This is a genomic window from Massilia varians, assembly GCF_027923905.1.
Lineage (GTDB): Bacteria > Pseudomonadota > Gammaproteobacteria > Burkholderiales > Burkholderiaceae_D > Telluria > Telluria varians_B.
Genome location: NZ_AP026966.1, coordinates 4,936,720 through 4,959,256, shown reverse-complemented (window position 1 = coordinate 4,959,256; position 22,537 = coordinate 4,936,720). Strand labels below are relative to the sequence as shown.

Below are 22,537 nucleotides of genomic sequence, written 5' to 3'. Positions count from 1 at the left end.
GCGAGCGTTCTTCCAGCTTGTCACTGTCCCGATTTCTGGGCCTCTAGCTCATGCCTGGTTAGAGCAGCGGACTCATAATCCGTTGGTGCCCGGTTCGACTCCGGGGAGGCCTACCAATAAAATCAAGGACTTAGGTGAGAACCTAAGTCCTTTTTTAGTTTCTATTGGGAACCTCCGTACAATTTCGGTACAGTAAGCAAATTCTGAGAGTACTGGAGCGCGCATGGCAACCATCGTCAAGACCCCATCGGGGACCTGGAAAGCGGTTATTCGTAAGGCCGGTTGGCCGACCACTGTTAAGACATTCCGTCTCAAGAAAGACGCTGAAGACTGGTCGCGTCGGACTGAAGATGAGATGGTGCGAGGCTTGTTCATCAAGCGCAGCCCTTCAGAAAGGATGACCTTTGAAGCGGCGATGAAGCGCTATCTTGCAGAGGTAACGCCGACTAAACGGCCACTTGGCTGCAGAATAGCGGCGAGTTGGCGCCGCATGAGTTTCTCTCCACGGGCATTCACAGTTGCAGGAGCCAGAAATAGGAAATATAAGCCTCTGCCAATGCTCGCCAAGGTCTAAAGCTAGTGAGGTTCAGACGCTACTTTTGACTATTGTCCGCCAAAGTTCCCTATGGTGGCAATCAAGGTAGCGGCGTTTGTCAACGTAGTTGTCGCGTCACCTCAAGCTGCGCGCTTTAATTCTTCTGGTCGAATCCGTTCCGGATTCAACCAGACCTGATTCTCCAGTGTCCAGTTCCTGATGCCCCGCGACCAGCGCTGCGGGTGACGGTTTCGGGCATCGTCATAAACCTGCTCCCGGCGTTTCAGGATCGCCGCGTCCTGGCCGTTGTGACGCTGTGCCGGTGTAACGAATTTCAGGCCGCTGTGCTTGTGCTCCTGGTTGTACCAACGTACGAATTTCTGCGTCCATGCCTGCGCCTGTTCCAGGCTCCCGAATGGTTTTCTCGGGTAGTCCGGACGGTATTTGCAGGTACGGAACAACGACTCGGCGTAGGCATTGTCGTTGCTCACACGCGGCCTGCTGAACGACGGTGCCACACCCAACTGCTCCAGCGTGGCCAGCATGGTCGCGCCTTTCATGGCACTGCCATTGTCTGAATGGAGCACCAGGGAACGGCCTGCCAATCCTTCGGCCAAGCTGGCCCGGCGCATCAGCCGTGACGCCAGTTCCGCCGATTCCGCGACATGCACTTCATGGCCGACGATCTTACGGCTGAAGACATCGAGCACCATGTACCAATAGTAAAACTGGCCTTTCACGGCGGCCGGCATCCAGGTTATGTCCCAACTCCATACCTGGTTCGGGCCGGTGGCGCAATGGCTCGTGACGACGCGCTCAGAAGGCTTCTTCGCTCGGCCTCGGTGATGCTGTTGCGATGCCGCTTTCAAGACGCGGTAGAAGCTCGACTCCGACGCCATGTACACGCCGCGATCGGCCAGCGCCGGCACGATCTGGCTCGGTGGAAGGCTGGCGAATTCCTCGCTGTTGGCAACGGCCAGGATCTCGGCTCGCTCGTCCTCGCTCAGTTTGTTGGCCGGTTCTGGACGCACACTGGTTGGACGGCTGTCAGTGGCCACGGCATCGTCGCCTTCACGCACCCAGCGCTGAAATGTGCGCAGGGTGATGCCCAACTCGAGGCAGGCTGGCGCAAGGCGACTGCCCGCTGTCTGTGCTTCACGGATCAACTCGACACACGACAGGCGATCTGGGACGCTGATCAGTCTTCCTCTTTGTCCCCCCAGATCGCCTGGGCTTTTTTTCGCAAGATCAACAGCGCTGCCGCCTCGGCCAGCGCTTTCTCCTTGCGCTGCAAGTCCTTCTCCAGCTGCCGGATGCGCTTCTTGTCTTCCTTCGACTGCGCCAGCTGGCCCCGCGTCTGCTGCGTCGTGCTCGCATTGGCGGCCATGCATGCGGCGCGCCACATGGCGATCTGCTCGGCGAATAACCCCTTGCGACGGCAATACTCGGCCAGCTCGCTGGCGTTCAGCGCGGCCGTCTCCAACACCACGGCAAACTTGTCTTCCGAGGTCCATTCCTCAGCATTTTTCCCACTACCCGGCACCGCTGTTCCCTGATTACGAAGTTGACGGCGCCAAGTATAAAGGGTCTGCTCGGTAATCCCGCTCTCGCGAGCCAGCTCCGACACCAACCTGTTCTGCGGCGGCATCATCTGCCGTAGTAGTGCTTCTTTCCGTTCTGCTGAATACTGCTTCACGCAATCTCTCTTGCCCGTCCCCGGTATGGTTTTACTTCACCAAGTGACGCGACAACTATTCTGACACCGGGGGGTAGCTCCACAAGTGGTCTTATGCCCATCGTAGGCGACAGCAACTCCGTCAATGACGTGGTCTAGTTCTCCTTCGGCAATGGTGCAGTTATCATGTCCTTTGATGGGGCAACTGCATACATCCCCGACGCGAGCGACAGGAATGCCGTCAACCGTAAAATGATTTGCGCCGGTACTCTCGACCTTGCCGCCATGAGACGAGGGGGCGCCAAGACGAATCACATTTCGCATGGCTTAACCTTTCTTCTGCGCTGAGGTTTCGTCGTTCCGGCTGCTTTCGGTTGTGCCGCCTCCAGCGTCTTTGACGGCAAAGTTGTCGGAAGAAACTTGTGCGATTGTTGGCGTCGCCAAGATCGTGTCGACGTGAACTGGCGCGTCGTCATAGCTGAGGAGTTTCCACACCGTCGCCGTACGGTAAGTAGGCCTTTCTCCTTTCAGCTTTTGCCATATGGACGGTTCGCCGAGCGATATCACATGTGGCATGCGCTCGCCTGCCTTGATGTGCTGTCTCCGGTCACCCTGACGATCTTTCGGCTCATCAGGCACCCACCAGCCCGTTTGCGGGCACGCGCGACCAGTTGCCGCAAGCTCGCCGAGTGGAAGCCTGGGGCCAGAGTCCGTCTCGGCGGTCTTGGCCGCCGCGGTGCCGGTCGAACGCACGCGGATAGTGCTGGTGATCTTGTCCCAAACCGCGATGGCCTCTTCGTCAGTCAGGCTAGCTTTGGTTGCGCCGGCGACGTTATCGGCAACGCCGGTCTGCATCTGTATTTCTACATAAGGTTTCAACGGGTCTGACGGCACCCCTCTGAAATCCATGGCGAAATCATGGATCGAGTGTATTTCCGCCTGTTCCGGGGTACGCGACAGAGCTTCAAAGCCGTTTAACCAGCCGTGGATCTGCCGCGCCCCTCTCCGCAAGTCTTTAGTTTTTATCAGGGGATTGTTGGGATCCTGGGTTTTTTGGTTCTTCTCGAGCTGATTGAGTCGCCACTCCAACGAGTGGCTCTCTTCGTAATGGGGATTCGACGGACCAATAAAAATCGAGAGGTGCGTGTCAGGAAACTCCTTCAACCGAAAACCGATACGAATGAGTTCTGCAGGCGGTTCCTCGCCTGGAGCCGTTTTGTCAGGGAGGAAGGCGTGTTCGATACAGTTGCCGTGCTCAATTGGGATTTCGTTCTCAGAACGTTGCTTCAGGCGCCGGGCGATGCTCTTGATGAGTGATACAGTTCCATCTCTGTCGTTCCTTAAAGGACGTGCATTAATGATAATGCCGTCATTATTCAGCCTGAAATACCCGTTGATCTTGAGCCCGTTGACGGACTGAAAATCTTCGTAACCGATAACGATTTTGCCTTCCGGCTGGGGCACATGTTCTACCGACAGCAGCAAGGGGACGTCATCGTGGTTGATGGCCTTCTCACTGTTGAGTTCATTGATAAATTTCTGCGCCAGGTTTTCTACTTCATTTACGCCATTAGGGCGTACGCTTATACCAAGTGACACATCCGTTTCCCCCCATGCTACGGTTGTTGAGGAAGGCAAATCCACCATGAATCTTCCAAAGCAGACGGTCTTAGTTTTCTGGAAAACAGCCTGGAGACGGGGAGTAAGTGTGGTCATGTTAGCGGTCTTCCATTCTTTTGGAGTGCGATCGCAGGCAGCAAGCATCAAGAGCACGCCGGCAAGAGGAACAATGTAAAGGCGTGTTATTGCGAGCATATAAATGTCCTTTTCAGCATTTCCATGTAGCTGCTTGGGCGATGCGCATAATGCTGTACAACGTCGATGCGATCGCCCGATGATTTTTGTAGCTTGCTTGGTGTTCGTAACCGGTCTGGCGGAACACGCCCTTGAACATTCCACTTTTCAGCTGATGGTCGGCAGATTTCGCTGGAACGGTCTGGTCGCCTGGCGCCGATGGCGGAAGGATAGTGGCATATATCGGCTTGGGTACTTCAAAATCGACAATTTCGAAGGCCTTGCTGTTTAGAGTATCCCATCGAACGAGTTCCACTCGCCCTTGCTTGGTGTCACCGAGGATGGGCCAATCTTGCCAGCCCGTCGGGTCAGCGCAGCTTTTGTCGATTTCCCATATGACTTCGCCAAAGCTCCGTCGCGCTTGGTCGGCACCGTAATGTGCATAGCTGTTGGGATGAAACGTTTGATCGATCTGTCGATGGAAGCCTTGGGCCTTATCGAGATACTCGCACGTCCGCTCGAAAGTGCCGCCGCCTAGTCTTGAAGGCAGTCCAGACGGATTGATCCATTTTTCCAGAAACAGTGAATACCACTTGCCTCGCACCTTGTAGATCTCACTGTATGGCTCGCCTTGTTTCGGCCATGCATCCAGGTCGCGTCCATTGTGTGTCACGCGCAACCAGCGATTGCCATAGGACGCGGTTGGTAATAACTCCAATCCCCCTGGTGCATTCGCCAGAACTGCTGTCACCTCGTCGCCATAATTGCCGGCCACCTTGGCGCCAAGACTGTTTTCCGGGCCAAACATCATGCCGGAATCCTCGAACCCGGCCCTCATGCGCCTGTAGGCAGCTGGGGCACCGATGGCCGGCATGACGCCATGGACGACCCCCAGCACCTTGTCCTGCAGATTTCCGTACTTCGGATGGACCAGTGCCCGGCCGACCAGCCCGCCCATAGAGTGGGTTACGACGATCACTTGGTTGCACTCATAGCCTGACTGCTTGAGATCGTCCACCAGCTGATTGATGCGCTTTGCGATGATTCTGGCGCTGTCCCCATTGGATTGCAGCCAGTTGTATCCGAACGCGTACACAGCAAACCAGCAGCCCGTAGCCAGTTTCTTGAGTTCGCCTTCCGTTAATGCCGATTGCGGCAAGCTGGGATCGCTTCCCCATACGCGAGGATCAACGCCCACGACATCGCACCATTCCTGCCGCAGCTTACCGTCGGAGAATGTATTGTTGAGGCGTGATTCGAGATGCTGTAGCAGCTCTCCATAGCTTTTGAAAAAGACCTCACCCCAGCCTCGCGCCCGGGCCTTTTGTATCGCGGTACGCGGGTTTTTCGCGGTTGGTGGGTCATCCGTTAGCAATGGCGAGCGAAAGTTCTCGTCGAGTGTCACATTGCCATGCCGACCATCTCCACTGATGTCCATTGGACCGGCAGGATCATAAATGTCCACCGTGGTTTGCATCGGATCGAGCCTCAGTTGTCGGCCTCTTGGACTGTCATTGGAGGCGTTGCTTATATTCGTTGGCCCGAGAACATCTGGCCGCCATGCAATGTTGTCCTTTTTATGCAGCTCCGTTTGTCGCTGCGCGCTCATTCGCAAGTTCGATCCCATGATCCCGGGCAGAAAAACTGAGGTACGCTGATTTTTTCGGACACTCTTGTTTGGTAAAGTTCACCAACGGAGCCTTTATGAAGACATTGAAGAAGACGTACACCCCGGAACTCAAGGAAGAAGCCGTGAAGCTGGTGCTGGCGCAGGGTTTGTCCATTGAGCAGGCAGCAGCACGAGTAAGTATCCCAAAAGGGACGCTGGCCAATTGGGTAGCAGCCGCCAAACGCGGGCCGGCCGCAACAGCAGCCCCTGGAAGCCGCTCTGTGGCCGAGCTGGAAGCGGAGAACGCGAAGCTGCGCAAGCAGCTAGCCCAGGCAGAGATGGAGCGGGACATCGTAAAAAAGGCGGCGGCGTACTTTGCGCAGGAGTCGCTGCCAAGTACGCGTGGATAAAGACAATGCGACTCGATTTCCCTGGCTATCCTGTGAAGCTGATGTGCCAGGTATTGGACGTCTCGCGCAGCGGCTACTACAACTCGCTGCAGGCCAAGCCATCGACACGCGAGCAGGAAGACGCTCGGTTGAAAATCCTGATTACGGCAGTGCATCGGCAAACCCGAGAGACCTACGGGGTGCCTCGGATAAAGCACGAGCTTGCTGCACAGGGCCATGAAGTTGGTCGCGACCGTGTGCGCCGACTTCGCCAGGAGCTCAATCTGCGCTGCAAACAACGGCGCAAATTCATCGCAACGACAAACTCGAATCACAACCTTCCCATCGCTGAGAACTTGCTGGAACAGCGGTTCGCGCCGAACAGGCCTGACGAAGTGTGGGTGACCGACATCACCTATATCTCCACTGCCGAAGGCTGGCTGTATCTTGCCGGCGTAAAGGACGTTTTTACCTGCGAGATCGTCGGCTACGCGATGGGCGAGCGCATGACGCAGGAGCTGACGACGCAGGCCTTGTGGCGCGCCGTGAGCCACAAGCGGCCGGCGCCAGGGCTGATCCATCATTCGGACCGTGGAAGCCAATACTGCGCCCATGCCTATCAGGAGCTGGTGGCGCAGTTCGGCATGCGCGCGTCGATGTCGCGCCGCGGGAACTGCTATGACAACGCGCCGATGGAGAGCTTCTGGGGCACGCTGAAGAATGAGCTTGTTCATCATCGCCGCTATGCCACCCGTGCTGAGGCAAAGGCCTCGATTCAGGAATACATCGAAATTTTCTACAACCGACAGCGGCGCCATTCCCGCATCGGCTTTGTTCCGCCAGCGTTGTTCGCCGAATCCTTCAGCGAACAGCCGCAGGCGGCTTAAGACGAGCGTGTCCGTTATTGACAGTACACCTCAAACGATCGGCAACACCCGCTTGGGGAGGAACCTGGCGCATTGCAGCTTCTTGTCCTGCTTCGGTGTCGCAAAGCCTTCAGCCTTCCGAGCGGCACCATCGTTTTGTTTCGCGGGTAACAGGTATTCAGCGGTTGTCATCGTGCCCTTCAGCCTCGTTTATCGTCTTGTCTGCGATACCGTTGTCAGTCGTCGAGCGCTTCGACCGTGTACTGTCCAAAAGGGATGGCACTCGTAAATCGCTCTGTCAGCCCGGTTGCATCGGTGCGTCCTTCGAACGTGCGGCCGTCCTCTGTCGTGATGCGATAGCGTTGATTCTTCATCGGCTCGTCTGTTCCAATCCAGCGCAGAACCGTTTGCTGATCGTGCGCCAGCTCGCTCTTGGGCAAAGTCACACCAAGTGGACTGCCGCCTCCCGGTTTGATATGAGCGAACTTCGACGATTTGATGGTGTGCTTGCCACTGCTTTGCTGCGTGATCGCGCCGCCACCGAGATCCACTTGAGCACCTTGCGCAACGAAGCGCTGAGGTGTACTGTCAATAACGGACACGCTCGTCTTAAGCCGCCTGCGGCTGTTCGCTGAAGGATTCGGCGAACAACGCTGGCGGAACAAAGCCGATGCGGGAATGGCGCCGCTGTCGGTTGTAGAAAATTTCAATGTATTCCTGAATCGAGGCCTTTGCCTCAGCACGGGTGGCATAGCGGCGATGATGAACAAGCTCATTCTTCAGCGTGCCCCAGAAGCTCTCCATCGGCGCGTTGTCATAGCAGTTCCCGCGGCGCGACATCGACGCGCGCATGCCGAACTGCGCCACCAGCTCCTGGTAGGCATGGGCGCAGTATTGGCTTCCACGGTCCGAATGATGGATCAGCCCTGGCGCCGGCCGCTTGTGGCTCACGGCGCGCCACAAGGCCTGCGTCGTCAGCTCCTGCGTCATGCGCTCGCCCATCGCGTAGCCGACGATCTCGCAGGTAAAAACGTCCTTTACGCCGGCAAGATACAGCCAGCCTTCGGCAGTGGAGATATAGGTGATGTCGGTCACCCACACTTCGTCAGGCCTGTTCGGCGCGAACCGCTGTTCCAGCAAGTTCTCAGCGATGGGAAGGTTGTGATTCGAGTTTGTCGTTGCGATGAATTTGCGCCGTTGTTTGCAGCGCAGATTGAGCTCCTGGCGAAGTCGGCGCACACGGTCGCGACCAACTTCATGACCCTGTGCAGCAAGCTCGTGCTTTATCCGAGGCACCCCGTAGGTCTCTCGGGTTTGCCGATGCACTGCCGTAATCAGGATTTTCAACCGAGCGTCTTCCTGCTCGCGTGTCGATGGCTTGGCCTGCAGCGAGTTGTAGTAGCCGCTGCGCGAGACGTCCAATACCTGGCACATCAGCTTCACAGGATAGCCAGGGAAATCGAGTCGCATTGTCTTTATCCACGCGTACTTGGCAGCGACTCCTGCGCAAAGTACGCCGCCGCTTTTTTTACGATGTCCCGCTCCATCTCTGCCTGGGCTAGCTGCTTGCGCAGCTTCGCGTTCTCCGCTTCCAGCTCGGCCACAGAGCGGCTTCCAGGGGCTGCTGTTGCGGCCGGCCCGCGTTTGGCGGCTGCTACCCAATTGGCCAGCGTCCCTTTTGGGATACTTACTCGTGCTGCTGCCTGCTCAATGGACAAACCCTGCGCCAGCACCAGCTTCACGGCTTCTTCCTTGAGTTCCGGGGTGTACGTCTTCTTCAATGTCTTCATAAAGGCTCCTGTTGGTGAACTTTACCAAACAAGAGTGTCCGAAAAAATCAGCGTACCTCACGCAGTTTGGGCGCTTGCAGCACGATTTCGTCAGCTGCAGTCAACACGATGCGTTTGGCGGACGTGAGCTCGATGTCGTCACCGTGCGTTTGCATTTCCAGCTTGCCGCTGGCGGCAATGAGTTTTATGCCGAGTCGATGTGCAAACAAGCTGATATTCTCTGATACGCGGGCGAGCAATTTCTTGCCAACGGAAAGTTGGGTATTGCCAATACTGACCATGTCGATATGCGTTTGCGAGCCGATCGCAATGTTGTCCTGGCTCGTCACTGCCACACCGGCAGGCGCGGACAGTGCCACGACGGGTTGGCCCCCGGTGCCCGTGCCGTCGACTTCGGTGTTGCTGCCGGCTTCCCACCGCTTTAGGTGAGCGATCAGTTGACTGAGTTCTTTGTCGTCGGTGCCGTCCGCATGATGCGTCGACGACAGTTCGGACAGGTACTGCTGCATGCCTTGCAGCGCATCCACCAAGCCAATCAATTCATTACGGTCGAGTTGCCTGCCGCTCGCTTGCTGACGTGCGGCAGCAGTGATGAGTACGCCTTGTGCGCCGCGTACCGCAACAGCGCAATCACTGCGCAACTCCGCCCCTTCGCCTCGCGCCTCCCCCTTGCCGTCACTGCGAGGATGAGTCAGCCATCCCAGATTCAGCTTGCTATGCCCGTGCTGGGAGGATAGCTGCGCATTGATTTGCCCCGAGGTATCGTCTAGCCGCAGCTGGTTGTAACGCGTACCGTGCACTTCCTTGCTCTTGATGCCAGCCAGGTACCTGTTTCCAGGTAGGGCCCCGGTATGGCTGAACGAAGGCGGCTTGGTTCTGCCGCCGTACACCTGCGCCACGATAATGGGCTTGTCAGGGTCTCCGCCTAGAAAATCGACGATGACCTCATCGCCCACACGGGGAAGGGTAATTGTTCCCCAGTGATTGCTGGCCCAGGTGCTAGCGACACGTATCCAACCGGAGTCCGAGTCGCTGTCGCTGGCACCGGCACCTTGCGCATGAATCGCCCCGGCTTTCGTGGAGGCCGGTTAGTGTGAGTCAGGCCGGAACAGCCTGACTGCTCAACTGCTTGTAATAGTTTGCCTCAGCTTCCGCTGGCGGTATATAACCGAGCGGCTCCAGCAAGCGGTGGTGGTTGAACCAGGAAACCCATTCCAGCGTGGCCAGTTCAACGGCTTCACGTGTTCTCCAAGGAGCACGGCGGTGGATCAACTCAGCCTTGTAGAGCCCGTTGATGGTCTCGGCTAGGGCATTATCATAGCTGTCGCCTTTGCTGCCCACAGAAGGCTCAATGCCGGCTTCTGCTAGACGTTCGCTGTACTTTATTGACACGTATTGCGAGCCCCTATCGCTGTGATGGACCAGCGCATTTCGTTCCGGCTGACGAGCATACAGTGCCTGTTCCAGCGCATCGAGCACGAAGTCAGTCCGCATCGAACTGCTCACCCGCCAGCCGACGATGCGCCGAGCGAAGACGTCGATGACGAAGGCGACGTAGACGAAACCCTGCCAGGTCGATACGTACGTGAAGTCCGACACCCACAGCTGGTTCGGCCGCTGCGCCTTGAACTGGCGGTTGACCCGGTCGAGCGGGCATGGCGCCTTTGCATCCGCAATCGTCGTGCGCACGACCTTGCCACGCATGACGCCTCGCAGCCCGGCCTTGCGCATCAAGCGCTCCACCGTGCAGCGGGCCACGTCCGTTCCCTCGCGTCGCAATTGGCGCCAGACCTTGTCAGCCCCATAGACCTGCATGTTTGCTTGCCAAACCCGTTCGATATCGACGCTCAGCACATCGTCACGCTGGACTCGTGCACAGCGCAGTGCGGGGTTACGCTGCTGCGCCGCATAGCGCCAGTATCCCGACGGCGCGACCTGCATCACCCGGCAGATCGGCTCGACACCGTAGGCATGGCGGTACTGGTCGATGAATGCCCTCACGGCTTGAAGCGGCGGTCGAGCTCCGCCTGAGCGAAAAACGCACTCGCCAGACGCAGGATCTCGTTTGCCTTGCGCAGCTCGCGCACTTCTCGCTCCAGCGCCTTGATGCGCTCTTCTTCAGCTGTGGTCGGGCCTGGACGCTGCCCGGTATCGCGCTCCTGCTGGCGTACCCAGCGGCGCAGCGTCTCAGGCGTGCAGCCAATCTTGGCCGCGATCGACGTGATGGCGGCCCACTGCGATTCGTACTCGCTGGCAGCCTCGCTGACCATGCGCACAGCGCGCTCGATGACTTCGGGGGAATACTTGGGTTGCTTCTTCATAGCTCCATTTTCTCAAACATTGGAGCCTCTACAAAACCCGGGGCGATTCACGCATGCTTGTGGTCTTCTGGCTTGGTACAGGGAAAACGCACCTTGACGCGTCCATATTCGTCGCAATGCACTTCTTCGCTGGCCGGCCCGACCACAATTGCGCTTTGCAGCTGTGGACGCGGCAAATCGGCACGGGAGTCAAATGCGGGAACAATCGGAATGCCACGACGCACACAAGAAAAGCGATTGGTGTACCGCATGCCGCGTTCCTCGCTGGCTTGCTGTAGAGCGCTGCTGGACGGTCTTTCGTCCCAGCGGTTGAGAGCAAACAGGCGCTGCACCTGCTCGTCGATGGTCTTGGGCAGATTGTTTTCTGCATCAACCTCCAGGCGCGTAACGATGAATTCTCGCTCTTTCGGCGGATGCGTGTCGATTTCGTGATGGCCGGTCAGGGCAATCCATTCCCCGATACATAAGGCGCGCACACTGCTTTCGCCATAGAAGCACTTGGATTCGTACTCATGGCGCTTCATGCGTATGTCGCCGAGTTGCCGGTAGTCGTCGTAATCCTTTCCAGCATGCGGCACGTCGACCAAGTAATCCTCGAGGCTGACCGCGAACTGGCTGCCCATCACCCCTTGATTTACGCGGGAGGGAGCGTTACTGGTCATGGGACGGGTTTGCTTGTAATCCCAGCTTTGGCGGGCGACATTGCCCGGTTTGAGTGTGCGCACCGGACTCCATGCGGTAACGGTGTCCGCATCCTCCGTGCTCCCATCACGGTGATAGCGCACGGCGCCAGCGGCATTTTGCGGTAGAGCATATACATCGTCGAATAGCACCAAGGCATGAGCGGGGATGTTCTGACTTCGCATCCGGCTAGCTTGACCCGGCCGCATGAACCACGCGATGCCACGCCGTTTCCATAACCGTCGCAGAAAGGCGGCGTCAGACTCGTTGTGCTGCATCGTGAATTCTCGAGCGGCATAGGTGCCCTTTACATGCGACCAGTCCACGTCAAACGCTTTGGCCAGCACTGAATTGTTCTGGCGCCACTCACGCAGAATGACTTCGGTGATATCCAGTTCATTCTGATTGCGGAAGACGCGGGTGTTGGTGCGATACTCCATCAGAGCTAACGCATCGCGCACCAGCAACTCATAGGTCGCCAGACCTCCATCACTCTGGCCGGCAGCCACTTGCGCGACTATTCCGCACACGGCGCGTACGTCCCCGCGGTCTGTCACGAACTGGAGCTCAACCGGCACTGCGATGAATTCTTTCAAAGGCAAATCAGAACGTGTCGATACGCATAGAAGCCGGTATTCCAGTCCGCCGCATAAGGTTTCATTTCCCGTAATGCGTTTGACCAGCAAGACATCGTCTAGTACCTGCTGCTCTTGCGATAGCCGCAAACGGATGGGGCGTTTTGCTTCAGACAAGCCGTCAAATACCTGTGATATATCCTTCAGGTCCATTAGGAGCTTCCTGATTGGGGTGTTGGCGCTATCCCAGTTGGCTGGGAAGCGAGCGGCAGTGTGGTGTGGACAATGAACGATGGTAAAACTCGGAGACAGCGTGACATTGACACGCTTCAAGTCTCTAGTTTTTTGGCATGTGCTGCGCTTGTAATTCCGCGTAGCGTGGGTAGGCCACACGGCAGTAAGCGTTGTATGCTTGAGCGCTTCAATCCTGAACTCTTCGGGACGCCGCTTGCCGCTCAAACTTTCTCCTTGAACCTACAATGGCAGGCTCAGGCGTGTCTACTGAACGCGTGGCAATTCACTCGTAAATCAGGCAGTCTCATGCGCCGCGACAACGCGCAGCGAGTCCTCCAGTTCCGGGCTCGGGTTGCGCAGCTCGGCGCTCAAGCGCTCCTTGTCGAGCTCACCTTCCCACTTCGACACGACGATCGTGGCGACACCGTTGCCGATGATGTTGGTCAGCGCGCGGACTTCGCTCATGAACTTGTCGATGCCGAGGATCAGGGTCATGCCCGCCACCGGGATCGTCGGCACCACGGCCAGGGTCGCGGCCAGCGTGATGAAGCCGGCGCCGGTGATGCCCGATGCGCCTTTCGAGGTCAGCATCGCGACGAACAGGATCGTGAGTTCCTGCATCAGGGTCAGGTGGGTGTTGGTGGCTTGCGCAACGAACAGGGCGGCCATCGTCATGTAGATGTTGGTGCCGTCCAGGTTGAACGAGTAGCCGGTCGGCACGACCAGGCCCACGACCGATTTCGGGCAGCCCAGCTTTTCCATCTTGCGCATCAGGGCGGGCAGGGCGCTTTCCGACGAGCTCGTGCCCAGTACGATGAGCAGTTCTTCCTTGATGTAGGCGAGGTAGCGGAAGATCGAGAAGCCGATCACGCGGGCGATGGCGCCCAGCACCAGCACGATGAACAGCGCGCAGGTCAGGTAGAACGAGCCGATGAGCGAGGCCAGCGGGATCAGCGACTTGACGCCGTATTTGCCGATGGTGAAGGCCATGGCGCCGAACGCACCGATCGGGGCGGCCTTCATGATGATGTTCACGATGCCGAAGATGACGTGCGAGACGTCCTCGATGAAGCGCGTCAGCGGACGGCCGCGCTCACCCAGGAACGACAGCGCAAAGCCGAACAGGATGGCGATGAGCAGGACTTGCAGAATCTCGCCCTTGGCGAACGCGTCCACGAAGGTGTTCGGGATGACGTTCATCAGGAAGTCCACGGTCGACAGCGACTTGGTCTTGTCCGTGTACTGCGCGATCGCGCTGCTGTCGAGGTGGGCCGGGTCGACGTTGAAACCGGCGCCCGGCTGGATCAGCTTGGCGACGACCAGGCCGATCGCCAGCGCGAAGGTCGACACGATCTCGAAGTAGATCAGGGCCTTGCCGCCGACGCGGCCGACCTTTTTCATGTCCTGCATGCCGGCGATGCCCGCGACGACGGTACAGAAAATCACCGGAGCGATGATCATCTTGATCAGTTTGACGAAGCCGTCTCCCAGCGGCTTCATCGCGGTGGCGAGGCCCGGATCATAGATGCCCAGCAAGACACCGACAATGATCGCGAACAATACCTGCACATACAAGACTTTATAGATGGGCCTTTTCATGATGGACCCCGCTCGCAATGGATGATCGTCTCATCATCACGCAGAATATCTACAAGATCAATTGTGGCCCTTGAAGATTTGTGTGATTTTGGCGCTTGAGCCTGGTGAATGTCGCGGCACAGGTCGCCGCGGGCCACCGGCTACATTCCTTGATCACCAGCCGAGCCAGCCTTCCGGCTCTTCAGCCAGTCGCGCCCGCCGGCATTGAGGGCTTTCGCGATCACCTCGGCCGGCAGGCTGTACACCGTCGCCCAGGTCGCGCGCCCGTCCGCGCTGTTGGAAGGAAAGCTTTCGGTCTCGATCGGCCAGTGGTACTTGCGCTTGAGCGCGCGCACGATGGCGGCAAGGGTGATGCGGCCGCGCAGCGGTTCGCTACCCAACTGGTCTTCGTTCGACAGCAGCACGGCGAGCACGGCGCCGCGTGCGGTATTCGGTCCGGGGAAGATGGGCGTTTTTTTAGGCATGCAAGGATTGTAGCCCGAGCTCAGGGCAGCGGATGCAGGCTGCCATCCTTCCCGAGCTCGTAACGCGCGAAGTCGCGCGCCAGCGCCAGCGTGCCCGTGTAATGCTCGCGCGCCTCGCGTTCGATGTCGTCCAGCGTCAGGACATTCGCCTTGCCCTGCTTGGGGTCCAGGTAGCGCGGGCTGAAGTGGGTCAGGATCAGGTTCGGCACCCCGGCCTGCTCGGCCACCCGGGCCACCATCGCGGCCGAGCTGTGCTGCGGCTCCGGCCCCACCTTGTGCAGGATCGCTTCCGTATAGGTCGCCTCGTGCACCAGCACGTCCGCGCCGGCCGCTTCGAGCGCCAGCAGCTCCGGTGTATCGTTGTCGCCCGCAATGATCGCCTTGCGCGACCTGCGCGGCGGCAGCAAAAATTGCTCGGCCACCACGGTGCGGCCATCCGGCAGGACCAGGTTGCGCCCCTGCTGGATCTCGCCCCAGGCCGGCCCGGCGGGGACGCCGCCCGCTTTCAGCTTGCCGATGTCGAGTTTGCGTTCCACCGCCGCCTCGGTGAAGCTGTAGGCCCAGGAATCGATCCGGTGCGACAGTTTGGTGGCGTGCGCCCGCAGGTCGGGCAGGATGTCGCTGTGCGCCAGCGCGTCGACCGCCACCCAGTCGATGGGGTAGGGCAGGGTCAGCTGCGTCGCTTCCATGACGCATTCGATCATCCCGCGCAGGGCCGGCGGGCCGACGATGCTCAGTGCTTCCGTGCGGCCCAGCATGCCGGCGCTGGCCAGCAGGCCGGGCAGGCCGTAGCAGTGGTCGCCGTGCAGGTGGGTGATGAAGATCGCGCGCAGGCTCATCGGCGACAAATTCGAGCGCAGCAGCCGGTGCTGCGTGCCTTCCGCGCAGTCGACCAGCGACCAGTGCCGGGCGCCGCGCGTGCGGATTGCGATCGCCGTCATGTTGCGCGACCGGGTCGGTACGCCGGAGGAGGTGCCGAGGAACTGGATTTCCATACATTGCGCCGTGGCTGATGAGGCCTCCATTATCCGCAATTGCCGGCAATGCGGCGTCAGCTTGCGTGACCTCTTCAAATCTGCCGTGTGTTTGATCGCGCTCAATGCATTCAATCAGTGACGTGACCTAGCTTGCACTCCCCGTCCATTCCGCTGTCTGAGTGACAGGACGGCCGCCATGGTGCGGCTGCCAGCTCATTCATCACGAGGAGGTGTCATGCGCAGCTTACATCCGCTCATCGCGGCCGCCTGCCTGCTGGCGGCGCCGCTTGCGTCCGCCGCCCAGTGCGGCGCGGGAGGCATGGTCATGCTGGTCGCCCAGCGCGAAGGCGCGGGCGGCTCTGGCGGCTTCGTTTCCACGGGCGCCCAGCTGTCCGCCGAAGTGGCGGGCCACTACGCCTTGTCGAACGGCCGTCGCCTGGAACTGAGCGACCTCCAGCACGATGTGCTGGCCACGTTCGACAACCGTCGCCAGGTCTACCTGCAAGAGGTCGGCCCGCACCACTACGCTTCCTACCGCGGCGATGTGCAACTCATCTGGATGCCCGAGGGACGCGCCGATACGATCCTGCTGAGCTATCCGGCCGATGGCAAGGGACGCTTCAAGCGCGGCTGTTCCTGAACGGCCCTGGCGCTCTCGGGCATGGTCATCAACGTGCTGTCGGACGGGCTCAGGTTTTTGCGGAGCGGTCCAGGCGCAGGGTAGGGAGGAAGCGCCACAGGTAGATGCTGACGCAGGCGCCGGTCACGGCCAGCACGGTGGGAATGGCCGGGCTGTCGAAGCGGCGCATCGCCATCAGCAGGGACGCCCACAGCATGGCTGTGGCCAGGATCTTGGCCTTCAAGGGGATGCCGCGGCCGGCCTCGAAATTGCGCAGGTATTCGCCGAACACGCGGTGCGACAGCAGCCAGCGGTGCAGGCGCTCGGAGCCCCGTGCGAAGCACCAGGAGGCCAGCAGCAGGAAGGGCGTGGTCGGCAGCAGGGGCAGGAACAGTCCGAGGATCCCCAGCAGTAGCGCCAGCACTCCCGCCGCGTTGTAGATCGGTTTCATGATCTCACTCTAGCATGCGTCATGACAGGCCGTGCTGCCATCTATTGATGAAATAATATTTCATCAAGATGTTTGTTGTGAAATATCCTTTCACGACGAAAAGGAATCCTTGAAATCGTCAAATTTTACTTCAACATTAAGTTCCAGTAGGAAACTGTATGTATAATGGGTGTGACCACGACGGGCGCGATCCATGAGTTTTGCGGGCGCGAGCAAGACGCCCGGCTTCGCCTCTCATTGCCATCTAACGGTTGCCGCAAGCTCGTCGTCCATGCCTACGTCTTCCCCCACCACCAAGCCTCCTTTGCGGGCACGCCTGGCGACGCTGTTCCGAGCGCGGGTATTGCGCGACCTCGCCATTTATCTGGCCGTCATGCTGCCCATCGTCTGGGGCCTGGTGGCGGTGGAGCAGGCGCGCTTCGCCGCGATCGCCAAGGCCGGCAGCATGCGCGACCTGCGCAACTATGCGCACGTCTTCGCCGAGGAAGTGCGCGCCACCGTGGGCATCATCGACCTGTCCCTGGTCCAGTTGCGCCTCACCTGGCAACGCGACCGCGGCGGATTTGCGCGGGCGGCCGGAGAGACCGTGCGTCACCTGCGCTACCGGGTGCCGATCATGGTCAGCGTGGTCGACGCGAAAGGGAAGATTGTCCATACCAATGCCGGGCCTTCGTTCACCGGTCGAGACCTGAGCGCCCACCCCGCTTACCTGGCCCATGTCGGTGCGCGCGACGATCGCATCTATGTGAGTTCATCGGTGGTCTCGCCGCTCACCAATGCCTGGACGGTCCAGTTCAGCCGCGCGATCCGCGACGCCGGCGGCGGCCTGCAGGGTGTGATCGTGGCCGCCGTCGCGCCCGACTACTTCGTGCGCTTCTACGAGGACATCGACCTCGGTCCCCATGCGTCGGTGTCGCTGCTCCGCACCGACGGGGCCATGATCGCCCGCAGCACCCGCGGCAGTCCCAGCCATGGCATGGGCCTGGTCCTGAAGGACAATCCGCATTCCCCGCATAGCCCGGTGACGGGCAGCTACCGCCGCGTCGGCGAATTCGACGGGGTCGAACGCTTCTACGCCTGGCACAAGCTGCCCGACTACGGCATGGTGGTGACGGTCGGCGAAGCCGTGCAGGATGCCGAGGCGCGCTTCGCCCGGCAGCGCAATGCCCTGAGCTGGGCCGGCGCCGCCGTGTCCTTCGTGCTCACCCTGCTGGGCTGGGCCGCGCTCGGCGCCACCGAACGGCGCCGCCGCGCCCTCAAGGCCTTGGCCGCCGCCGAGGCGCGCTGGAAGCTGGCGCTCACCGCCACCGGCGACGGCGTGTGGGACTGCGACGTGGTCACCGGCCTGGCCACGCTGTCGGCGCGCGCCCGGATGATCCTCGATACCGAGCGCGCGGTGATCTCCTGGTACGGCAGCGCGCTCGACGCCATCGTCCACCACGAAGACCTGCCGCAGCTGCGCACCCAGCTGCGCAGCCACCTGGCCGGGCGCAGCCCGGACTTCGCGGCCGAGTTCCGGGTGCGCAAGCGCAGCGGCGAGTGGAGCTGGATCGATGCGCGCGGCACCGTCAGCGAACGCGACGAGCTGGGCCAGCCGATGCGCATGGTCGGCACCTTCTCCAACATCGACGCGCGCAAGCTCGAAGAAGCGCGCATGCGCCGCATGGCGCACGAGGATGCGCTGACAGGCCTGCCGAACCGCGTGCTGCTGGGCGACCGCCTGCGCCAGGCGATCCGCGCGGGCAGCCGCGACGGGCACAAGGTGGCGCTGATCTACTTCGACCTCGACAAGTTCAAGCCGGCCACGCGGCCGGCGACCGCCTGCTGCAACTGGTGGCGCGCCGCCTGCGCGCGGGCCTGCGCGATGCCGATACCCTGGCGCGCGTCGGCGGCGACGAGTTCGTGGTGCTGCTGCCGCGCTGCGACCAGCTGCCTGACGCGAGCAAGGTGGCAGAGAACATCCTGGTCCAGCTGAACCAGCCCTTCGAGGACGGCGAACTGGTGCACCGCATCTCGGGCAGCCTGGGCATCGCGCTGTTCCCGGACGACGGCATGGATGCCGAGGAGCTGCTGCGGGCCGCCGACCTGGCCATGTACGATGCCAAGTCGCATGGGCGCAACCGCGTGGCGAGCGCGCACAGGCAGGCGCCGGCACGGGGCCAGCCGGCACTGCGCAGCCAGGACTGAGGCGGGTTCAGCGCACCGGCGCCGCCACCAGAATCTCGAATCCGCTGGCCGGCATGGCCGGCATGCGCGCCAGATTGACGCGCAAGTCCTGGCGCGGCACCGTGTACACCACTTCCGAGGCGAGCAGGTGCAGCGCCGCCTTCACCAGGTCGATCGTCATCGCTTCGCCGGGACAGCGGTGCCCGGTCAGGTAGTCGCCCGCGCCTTGCGCGACCAGGTCGAAGCCGTCGCCCTGCCAGCCCATGAAACGCTCCGGCCTGAAGCGCTCCGGTTCCGGCCACAGCCGCGGGTCGTGGTTGGTGCCGTGCATGTCGAACAGCACCCAGGTGCCTTCGGCGAAGTGCCGGCCGCGCCAGTCGAACGCATCCAGCACCCGCCCGCCGATCGCCGGAAAAAAGGGAGAGAAGCGCCGCACCTCCTGGGCGAAGGCGGTGAGCGTGGCCTCGTCGCCGGTGGCGATGCGCGCGCGCCATTCGGGGTACTCGTGCAGCGCCAGGGCGCCGAACACGATGTAGCGCGCCACTGCCACGATCGGACGCAGCACGTTGATCAGCTCGTTGGCGGCGATGTCGGCCCCCAGCGGCCGTTCGTCGCGGTCGCGGTGGCGGGCGATCACGGCCAGCGGACTGCCCGGTTCCGGTGCCAGCTGGCCGGTGCGCACCGCCTCGACCAGGCCCCTGGCCCACTGCCCGGTGCGGCTGCGCAGCAGCAGGCCCTGGAGGGTGCGCCGGAACACGCTGCCGGCGCCGTCGATCATGGCGGAGAATTCCCGGGTCAGGCGCGCATGGTCGACCTGCGCGGCAGGGATGCCGGCCCAGCGGCAGGCCGCGGCGCACAGCACGCTTTCGGCGTCGTCGAACAGGCGCACGCGGCGCCGGGCGGGCCAGCCGGCGACCCGGGCGCGCCATTCTGCCTGCGCGATCGTCACCATGCGCGCGCGGTCGGCCGTGGTTTGCAGCGACATCATCATTGCCTTGCGGTGGCGGTGGTCTTCGCCGTCGAGCGTCTCGGCGCTGCCGAAGCCCTGCAGCAGCATCAGGGGGCCCGGCGGGATCGCGCCGCGCCGCGTGAAGCGGCCCGGCTGCCAGAACATGCGCGCGGCCTCGTGGCCGCTCACGCAGATGACGCGCCGGCCCATCAGGCGGGTGCCGAAGACGTCGGTGTCGAGTTCGGCGCAGCGGCGCTGGAAGAAGGGGTAGCCTTCGCGCAGGAAGGCGAGGCTGCTGTCGGCGGCGGTGGTACGCGGCACGCCCTGCGCGACGGGAAGTCGAAGGGACTGATTGTCGGAAAAAGACACTCGGGCCTCCTGGACAGGTTCAGGCAGCCCAATGTAGCACGCGCTGAAAGCGCGCACGATTCGCGTAGCGTTCAGGCCACGGCGACTGGTGCGGTGGCCATATGCCGCGGCAAATAGATCGTCACCGTCGTGCCCTTGCCCAGTTCGCTCGCCAGGCGGATGTCGCCGCCGCTCTGGCGTGCGAAGCCGTGCGCCATCGACAGGCCCAGGCCGGTGCCCTTGCCCTCTGGCTTGGTGGTGAAGAAGGGTTCGAAGGCGTGTTCCATCACGTCGCGCGGCATGCCGTGCCCGCTGTCGGCGACCGCCACCGTCACGTAGTCGCCCGGCGCCAGGTCCGGATTGTTCTCGACGTGCACGTTGCTCAGTTCCAGCACGATGCGGCCCTGGCCCTCCATCGCGTCGCGCGCATTGATCACCAGGTTGAGCAGCACGTTCTCGAGCTGGTTGGGGTCCACCAGCACCGGCCAGAGATCGGGCGGGATGCGCTTTTCCAGCGTGATCTGGTCGCCCGCGGCACGCAGCACCAGGCTGTCCATGCGCTCCAGCAGTCCGCCCACGTGGACTTCGAGCGGGTGCAGCGGCTGGCGCCGCGCGAAGGCGAGCAGCTGGCCGGCCAGCTTGGCGCCGCGCTCGACCGCGTCGAGGATGCTGAGCAGGCGCTTGCGCTGGCTGGCGTCGGCGCGCAGGATCAGCTGCACGTTGGCGCTGATGATGTGCAGGATGTTGTTGAAGTCGTGCGCCACGCCGCCGGTGAGCTTGCCCACCGCTTCCATTTTCTGGGCCCGGGCCAGGGCCTGGCGCGCTTCGACCAGGCCCTGCTGGCGCTGCTGCTCGCGCGCCTCGGTTTCCTTGCGCTGCGTGATGTCGCGTACGAACGCGGTGGCGCCGAAGCCTTCCTCGGTCGGCATCAAGGCCACCGTCACTTCGGTCGGGATGCGGCGCCCGTCGCGCCCGGCCACCTGCAGTTCGGTCGGCGCGCCCTGCATCGCGCACTGCCCGCTGCGCGCGAAGGCCGCGAAGCCGGCCCGGAAGGATGCACGGTGTTCGTCCGGCAGCAGTTCGTCCGCCGGACGGGCGATGGCCTGGGCCGCGCTGCGCCCGAACAGGCGGCTGGCCTGGACGTTCCAGTCGGTGATGCGGCCGCCGGCGTCGACGGCGACGAAGGCGTCGGGCGCGTTCTCGAGGATGACCTGGATGCGTTTCTGTTCGCTGGCGATGCGGTCGTGCGACTGGCGCAGCTCCAGCGTCATGCCGTGCGCCAGCTGCAGCGCGCGGCGCCGTTCGCTGGCCAGCAGCCAGACCACCAGGCTGATCAGGACGCTCAGGCCGATCCCGGTGACCGCCACCAGGCGCGGGCGCGTGCTGTCGAGGCTCTTTTCGAGGGCGGCGCTGGAGCGCATGGTGATGGTCCAGGTGCGCCCGCCCGGGATGATCTGGGCGCTGGCGCGCAGGCGCGCCGGATGGTCGGACGCATTCGGCGAGCGGTACAGCAGGCTGGCGGCGCCGGCCGGGTCGCCGTCGTGGATCTCGACTTCGAGGTCGGTCGAATGGGCGCCGCCCAGCCCCTTCATCAGGTCGTCCATGCGGAACGGGGCATAGACCCAGCCGACGATGGCGTGGCGGCGCTGGTCAACGGTGCCGGCCAGTTCGCCGTCGCGGTACACCGGCAGGTACATCAGGGTGCCGGCCTGCTGGCGGCCCGGTCCCTCGTGCCCGACCTCTTCCTGGACCAGCACCACCTTGCCGCTCAGGGCCGCCTGGCCGGTGTCGCGCGCGCGTTCCATGGCGGCGCGGCGCACCGGCTCGCTGAACATGTCGAAGCCGAAGGCGCGCAGGTTGCGTCCGCCGAAGGGCTCGATGTGGGTGATCGCGGTATAGTTCTCGCGCGGCTCCTCCGGGCGCACCACGTAGCCGGGATGGCCCTGGCGCCGCATGGCCGCCTCGTGCGCCGCCAGCTGCCGGCGTGGGATGATGGTGGCGATCCCGAGCGCTTCCATGCCGGGGAAGGACTGGTCGAGACGCAGCAGCGCGTAGTACTCGGCCCAGTCGTGCCGGTCGAGCTCGACCGAGCCGCGCAGGTAGCCGCGCGCGCCGCGCAGCACCTGTTCGTACACCGCCATGCGGCGGCTGATGCTGTAGGCCATGTCGCGGGTGCGGTAGTCGAAGGTCTCGAGCAGCTGCGCCTCGGCGCTGCGCTTGGCGCTGCTCCAGGCGCTGAAGGTGACGAGCAGGGTGATCAGCAACACCAGCAGGGCCAGCAGCAGCGGCATCTGTCCGGAACCGGGCAGGGGGATGCGGCTGGGCTGGGCGGGTGGCTGGGACTGCGGCATGTGGTCGTACGCGCGAAGGGCGCCGTGGGGCAGGTTGATCGGAAACGCGCGGAAGCAGGTAGGATACGCATCCTTGCTGTGTTGGGGCGCACGCCACTGTACGCGTGCAGCAATATGTATTATCTCCTAAATTGACTTTATGCA

At 61.8% G+C, this 22,537-nt stretch carries 17 protein-coding genes, 1 tRNA gene, 2 pseudogenes and 1 other annotated feature; of the genes and pseudogenes, 5 read left to right on the top strand and 15 right to left on the bottom strand.

Annotated features, from left to right (window positions below):
* Positions 1–37 precede the first annotated feature (37 nt).
* Positions 38–116: transfer RNA gene (locus MasN3_RS22325), tRNA-Ile, on the top strand.
* Positions 117–223: 107 nt separating this feature from the next.
* A pseudogene (locus MasN3_RS22320) lies at positions 224–454 on the top strand (site-specific integrase); the annotation flags it as partial.
* A 221-nt stretch (positions 455–675) separates the two neighbouring features.
* Here MasN3_RS22320 and MasN3_RS22315 read toward each other — a convergent pair.
* The 4 genes from MasN3_RS22315 to MasN3_RS22300 form a co-directional block, all read right to left on the bottom strand.
* A protein-coding gene (locus MasN3_RS22315) for an IS3 family transposase (RefSeq protein ID WP_370662289.1) occupies positions 676–2,231 on the bottom strand; the annotation gives its coding sequence in 2 pieces (ribosomal slippage) (positions 676–1,760 and positions 1,760–2,231; 1,557 coding nt in all).
* Positions 2,232–2,267: 36 nt separating this feature from the next.
* On the bottom strand, positions 2,268–2,534 hold the full coding sequence (locus MasN3_RS22310) for a PAAR domain-containing protein (protein ID WP_281910322.1): 267 nt from the start codon (positions 2,532–2,534) through the stop codon (positions 2,268–2,270).
* 3 nt (positions 2,535–2,537) lie between these two features.
* Positions 2,538–3,926 (bottom strand): T6SS immunity protein Tli4 family protein, encoded by a 1,389-nt coding sequence (locus MasN3_RS22305; RefSeq protein ID WP_281910320.1) that lies wholly within the window; start codon positions 3,924–3,926, stop codon positions 2,538–2,540.
* Positions 3,927–4,038: 112 nt separating this feature from the next.
* Positions 4,039–5,613 carry an esterase/lipase family protein gene (locus MasN3_RS22300; RefSeq protein WP_281910318.1) on the bottom strand — a complete coding sequence of 525 codons (1,575 nt, stop codon included), beginning with the start codon at positions 5,611–5,613 and terminating at the stop codon, positions 4,039–4,041.
* A gap of 95 nt (positions 5,614–5,708) precedes the next feature.
* Between MasN3_RS22300 and MasN3_RS22295 the strand changes: the two genes are divergently transcribed.
* Positions 5,709–6,889, top strand: a protein-coding gene (locus MasN3_RS22295) for an IS3 family transposase (protein ID WP_281910317.1) whose coding sequence is annotated in 2 segments (ribosomal slippage) — positions 5,709–5,967 and positions 5,967–6,889 — 1,182 coding nt in all. Because the reading frame shifts where the segments join, the coding sequence is not laid out codon by codon here.
* A gap of 215 nt (positions 6,890–7,104) precedes the next feature.
* On the opposite strand, the gene MasN3_RS22290 is transcribed toward MasN3_RS22295, so the two are convergent.
* The 8 genes from MasN3_RS22290 to MasN3_RS22255 form a co-directional block, all read right to left on the bottom strand.
* A complete protein-coding gene (locus tag MasN3_RS22290; protein WP_281910315.1) occupies positions 7,105–7,470 on the bottom strand; it encodes a hypothetical protein in 366 nt (121 codons plus the stop codon).
* Between the two features lie 7 nt (positions 7,471–7,477).
* Positions 7,478–8,658, bottom strand: a protein-coding gene (locus MasN3_RS22285) for an IS3 family transposase (protein WP_281907664.1) whose coding sequence is annotated in 2 segments (ribosomal slippage) — positions 7,478–8,391 and positions 8,391–8,658 — 1,182 coding nt in all. Because the reading frame shifts where the segments join, the coding sequence is not laid out codon by codon here.
* A gap of 47 nt (positions 8,659–8,705) precedes the next feature.
* A complete protein-coding gene (locus MasN3_RS22280; RefSeq protein ID WP_281914570.1) occupies positions 8,706–9,722 on the bottom strand; it encodes a type VI secretion system Vgr family protein in 1,017 nt (338 codons plus the stop codon).
* 34 nt (positions 9,723–9,756) lie between these two features.
* Positions 9,757–10,979, bottom strand: a protein-coding gene (locus tag MasN3_RS22275; protein ID WP_281910314.1) for an IS3 family transposase whose coding sequence is annotated in 2 segments (ribosomal slippage) — positions 9,757–10,691 and positions 10,691–10,979 — 1,224 coding nt in all. Because the reading frame shifts where the segments join, the coding sequence is not laid out codon by codon here.
* Positions 10,585–10,701 (bottom strand) — a sequence feature (AL1L pseudoknot). Its footprint overlaps the gene before it by 117 nt.
* Positions 10,980–11,026: 47 nt before the next feature.
* Positions 11,027–12,448, bottom strand: a complete 1,422-nt coding sequence (locus MasN3_RS22270) for a type VI secretion system Vgr family protein (protein ID WP_281910312.1) — start codon at positions 12,446–12,448, stop codon at positions 11,027–11,029.
* A 315-nt stretch (positions 12,449–12,763) separates the two neighbouring features.
* The gene (locus MasN3_RS22265; protein WP_281914569.1) at positions 12,764–14,071 is read right to left on the bottom strand and encodes a dicarboxylate/amino acid:cation symporter; all 1,308 of its coding nucleotides are present in this window, start codon (positions 14,069–14,071) and stop codon (positions 12,764–12,766) included.
* Positions 14,072–14,208: 137 nt separating this feature from the next.
* Complete coding sequence (locus tag MasN3_RS22260; protein ID WP_281910311.1) at positions 14,209–14,532, bottom strand: hypothetical protein; 324 nt, start codon at positions 14,530–14,532, stop codon at positions 14,209–14,211.
* Positions 14,533–14,552: 20 nt separating this feature from the next.
* Positions 14,553–15,527: an MBL fold metallo-hydrolase gene (locus MasN3_RS22255; RefSeq protein WP_281910309.1), complete on the bottom strand. Its 975-nt coding sequence runs from the start codon at positions 15,525–15,527 to the stop codon at positions 14,553–14,555.
* Positions 15,528–15,744: 217 nt separating this feature from the next.
* Here MasN3_RS22255 and MasN3_RS22250 point away from each other — a divergent pair, with 217 nt between their 5' ends.
* Complete coding sequence (locus MasN3_RS22250) at positions 15,745–16,149, top strand: hypothetical protein (RefSeq protein WP_281910308.1); 405 nt, start codon at positions 15,745–15,747, stop codon at positions 16,147–16,149.
* Between the two features lie 49 nt (positions 16,150–16,198).
* Here the strand turns inward: MasN3_RS22250 and MasN3_RS22245 are convergent, their stop codons facing one another.
* Positions 16,199–16,579: a YbaN family protein gene (locus MasN3_RS22245; RefSeq protein ID WP_281910307.1), complete on the bottom strand. Its 381-nt coding sequence runs from the start codon at positions 16,577–16,579 to the stop codon at positions 16,199–16,201.
* A gap of 193 nt (positions 16,580–16,772) precedes the next feature.
* On the opposite strand from MasN3_RS22245, the pseudogene MasN3_RS25360 reads away from it, so the two are divergent.
* Positions 16,773–18,766, top strand: a pseudogene (locus tag MasN3_RS25360) (diguanylate cyclase domain-containing protein).
* Positions 18,767–18,773: 7 nt separating this feature from the next.
* Here MasN3_RS25360 and MasN3_RS22230 read toward each other — a convergent pair.
* Complete coding sequence (locus MasN3_RS22230; RefSeq protein WP_281910306.1) at positions 18,774–20,063, bottom strand: cytochrome P450; 1,290 nt, start codon at positions 20,061–20,063, stop codon at positions 18,774–18,776.
* Positions 20,064–20,134: 71 nt separating this feature from the next.
* Positions 20,135–22,393, bottom strand: a complete 2,259-nt coding sequence (locus tag MasN3_RS22225; protein WP_281910304.1) for a CHASE domain-containing protein — start codon at positions 22,391–22,393, stop codon at positions 20,135–20,137.
* Positions 22,394–22,537 lie beyond the last annotated feature (144 nt).

Coding starts and splice junctions, on each gene's coding strand:
- MasN3_RS22255 (WP_281910309.1), bottom strand. CDS start 15,527: ATGGAAATCCAGTTCCTCGGCACCTCCTCCGGCGTACCGACCCGGTCG.
- MasN3_RS22270 (WP_281910312.1), bottom strand. CDS start 12,448: ATGGACCTGAAGGATATATCACAGGTATTTGACGGCTTGTCTGAAGCA.
- MasN3_RS22300 (WP_281910318.1), bottom strand. CDS start 5,613: ATGAGCGCGCAGCGACAAACGGAGCTGCATAAAAAGGACAACATTGCA.
- MasN3_RS22245 (WP_281910307.1), bottom strand. CDS start 16,579: ATGAAACCGATCTACAACGCGGCGGGAGTGCTGGCGCTACTGCTGGGG.
- MasN3_RS22250 (WP_281910308.1), top strand. CDS start 15,745: ATGCGCAGCTTACATCCGCTCATCGCGGCCGCCTGCCTGCTGGCGGCG.
- MasN3_RS22305 (WP_281910320.1), bottom strand. CDS start 3,926: ATGACCACACTTACTCCCCGTCTCCAGGCTGTTTTCCAGAAAACTAAG.
- MasN3_RS22310 (WP_281910322.1), bottom strand. CDS start 2,534: ATGCGAAATGTGATTCGTCTTGGCGCCCCCTCGTCTCATGGCGGCAAG.
- MasN3_RS22260 (WP_281910311.1), bottom strand. CDS start 14,532: ATGCCTAAAAAAACGCCCATCTTCCCCGGACCGAATACCGCACGCGGC.
- MasN3_RS22225 (WP_281910304.1), bottom strand. CDS start 22,393: ATGCCGCAGTCCCAGCCACCCGCCCAGCCCAGCCGCATCCCCCTGCCC.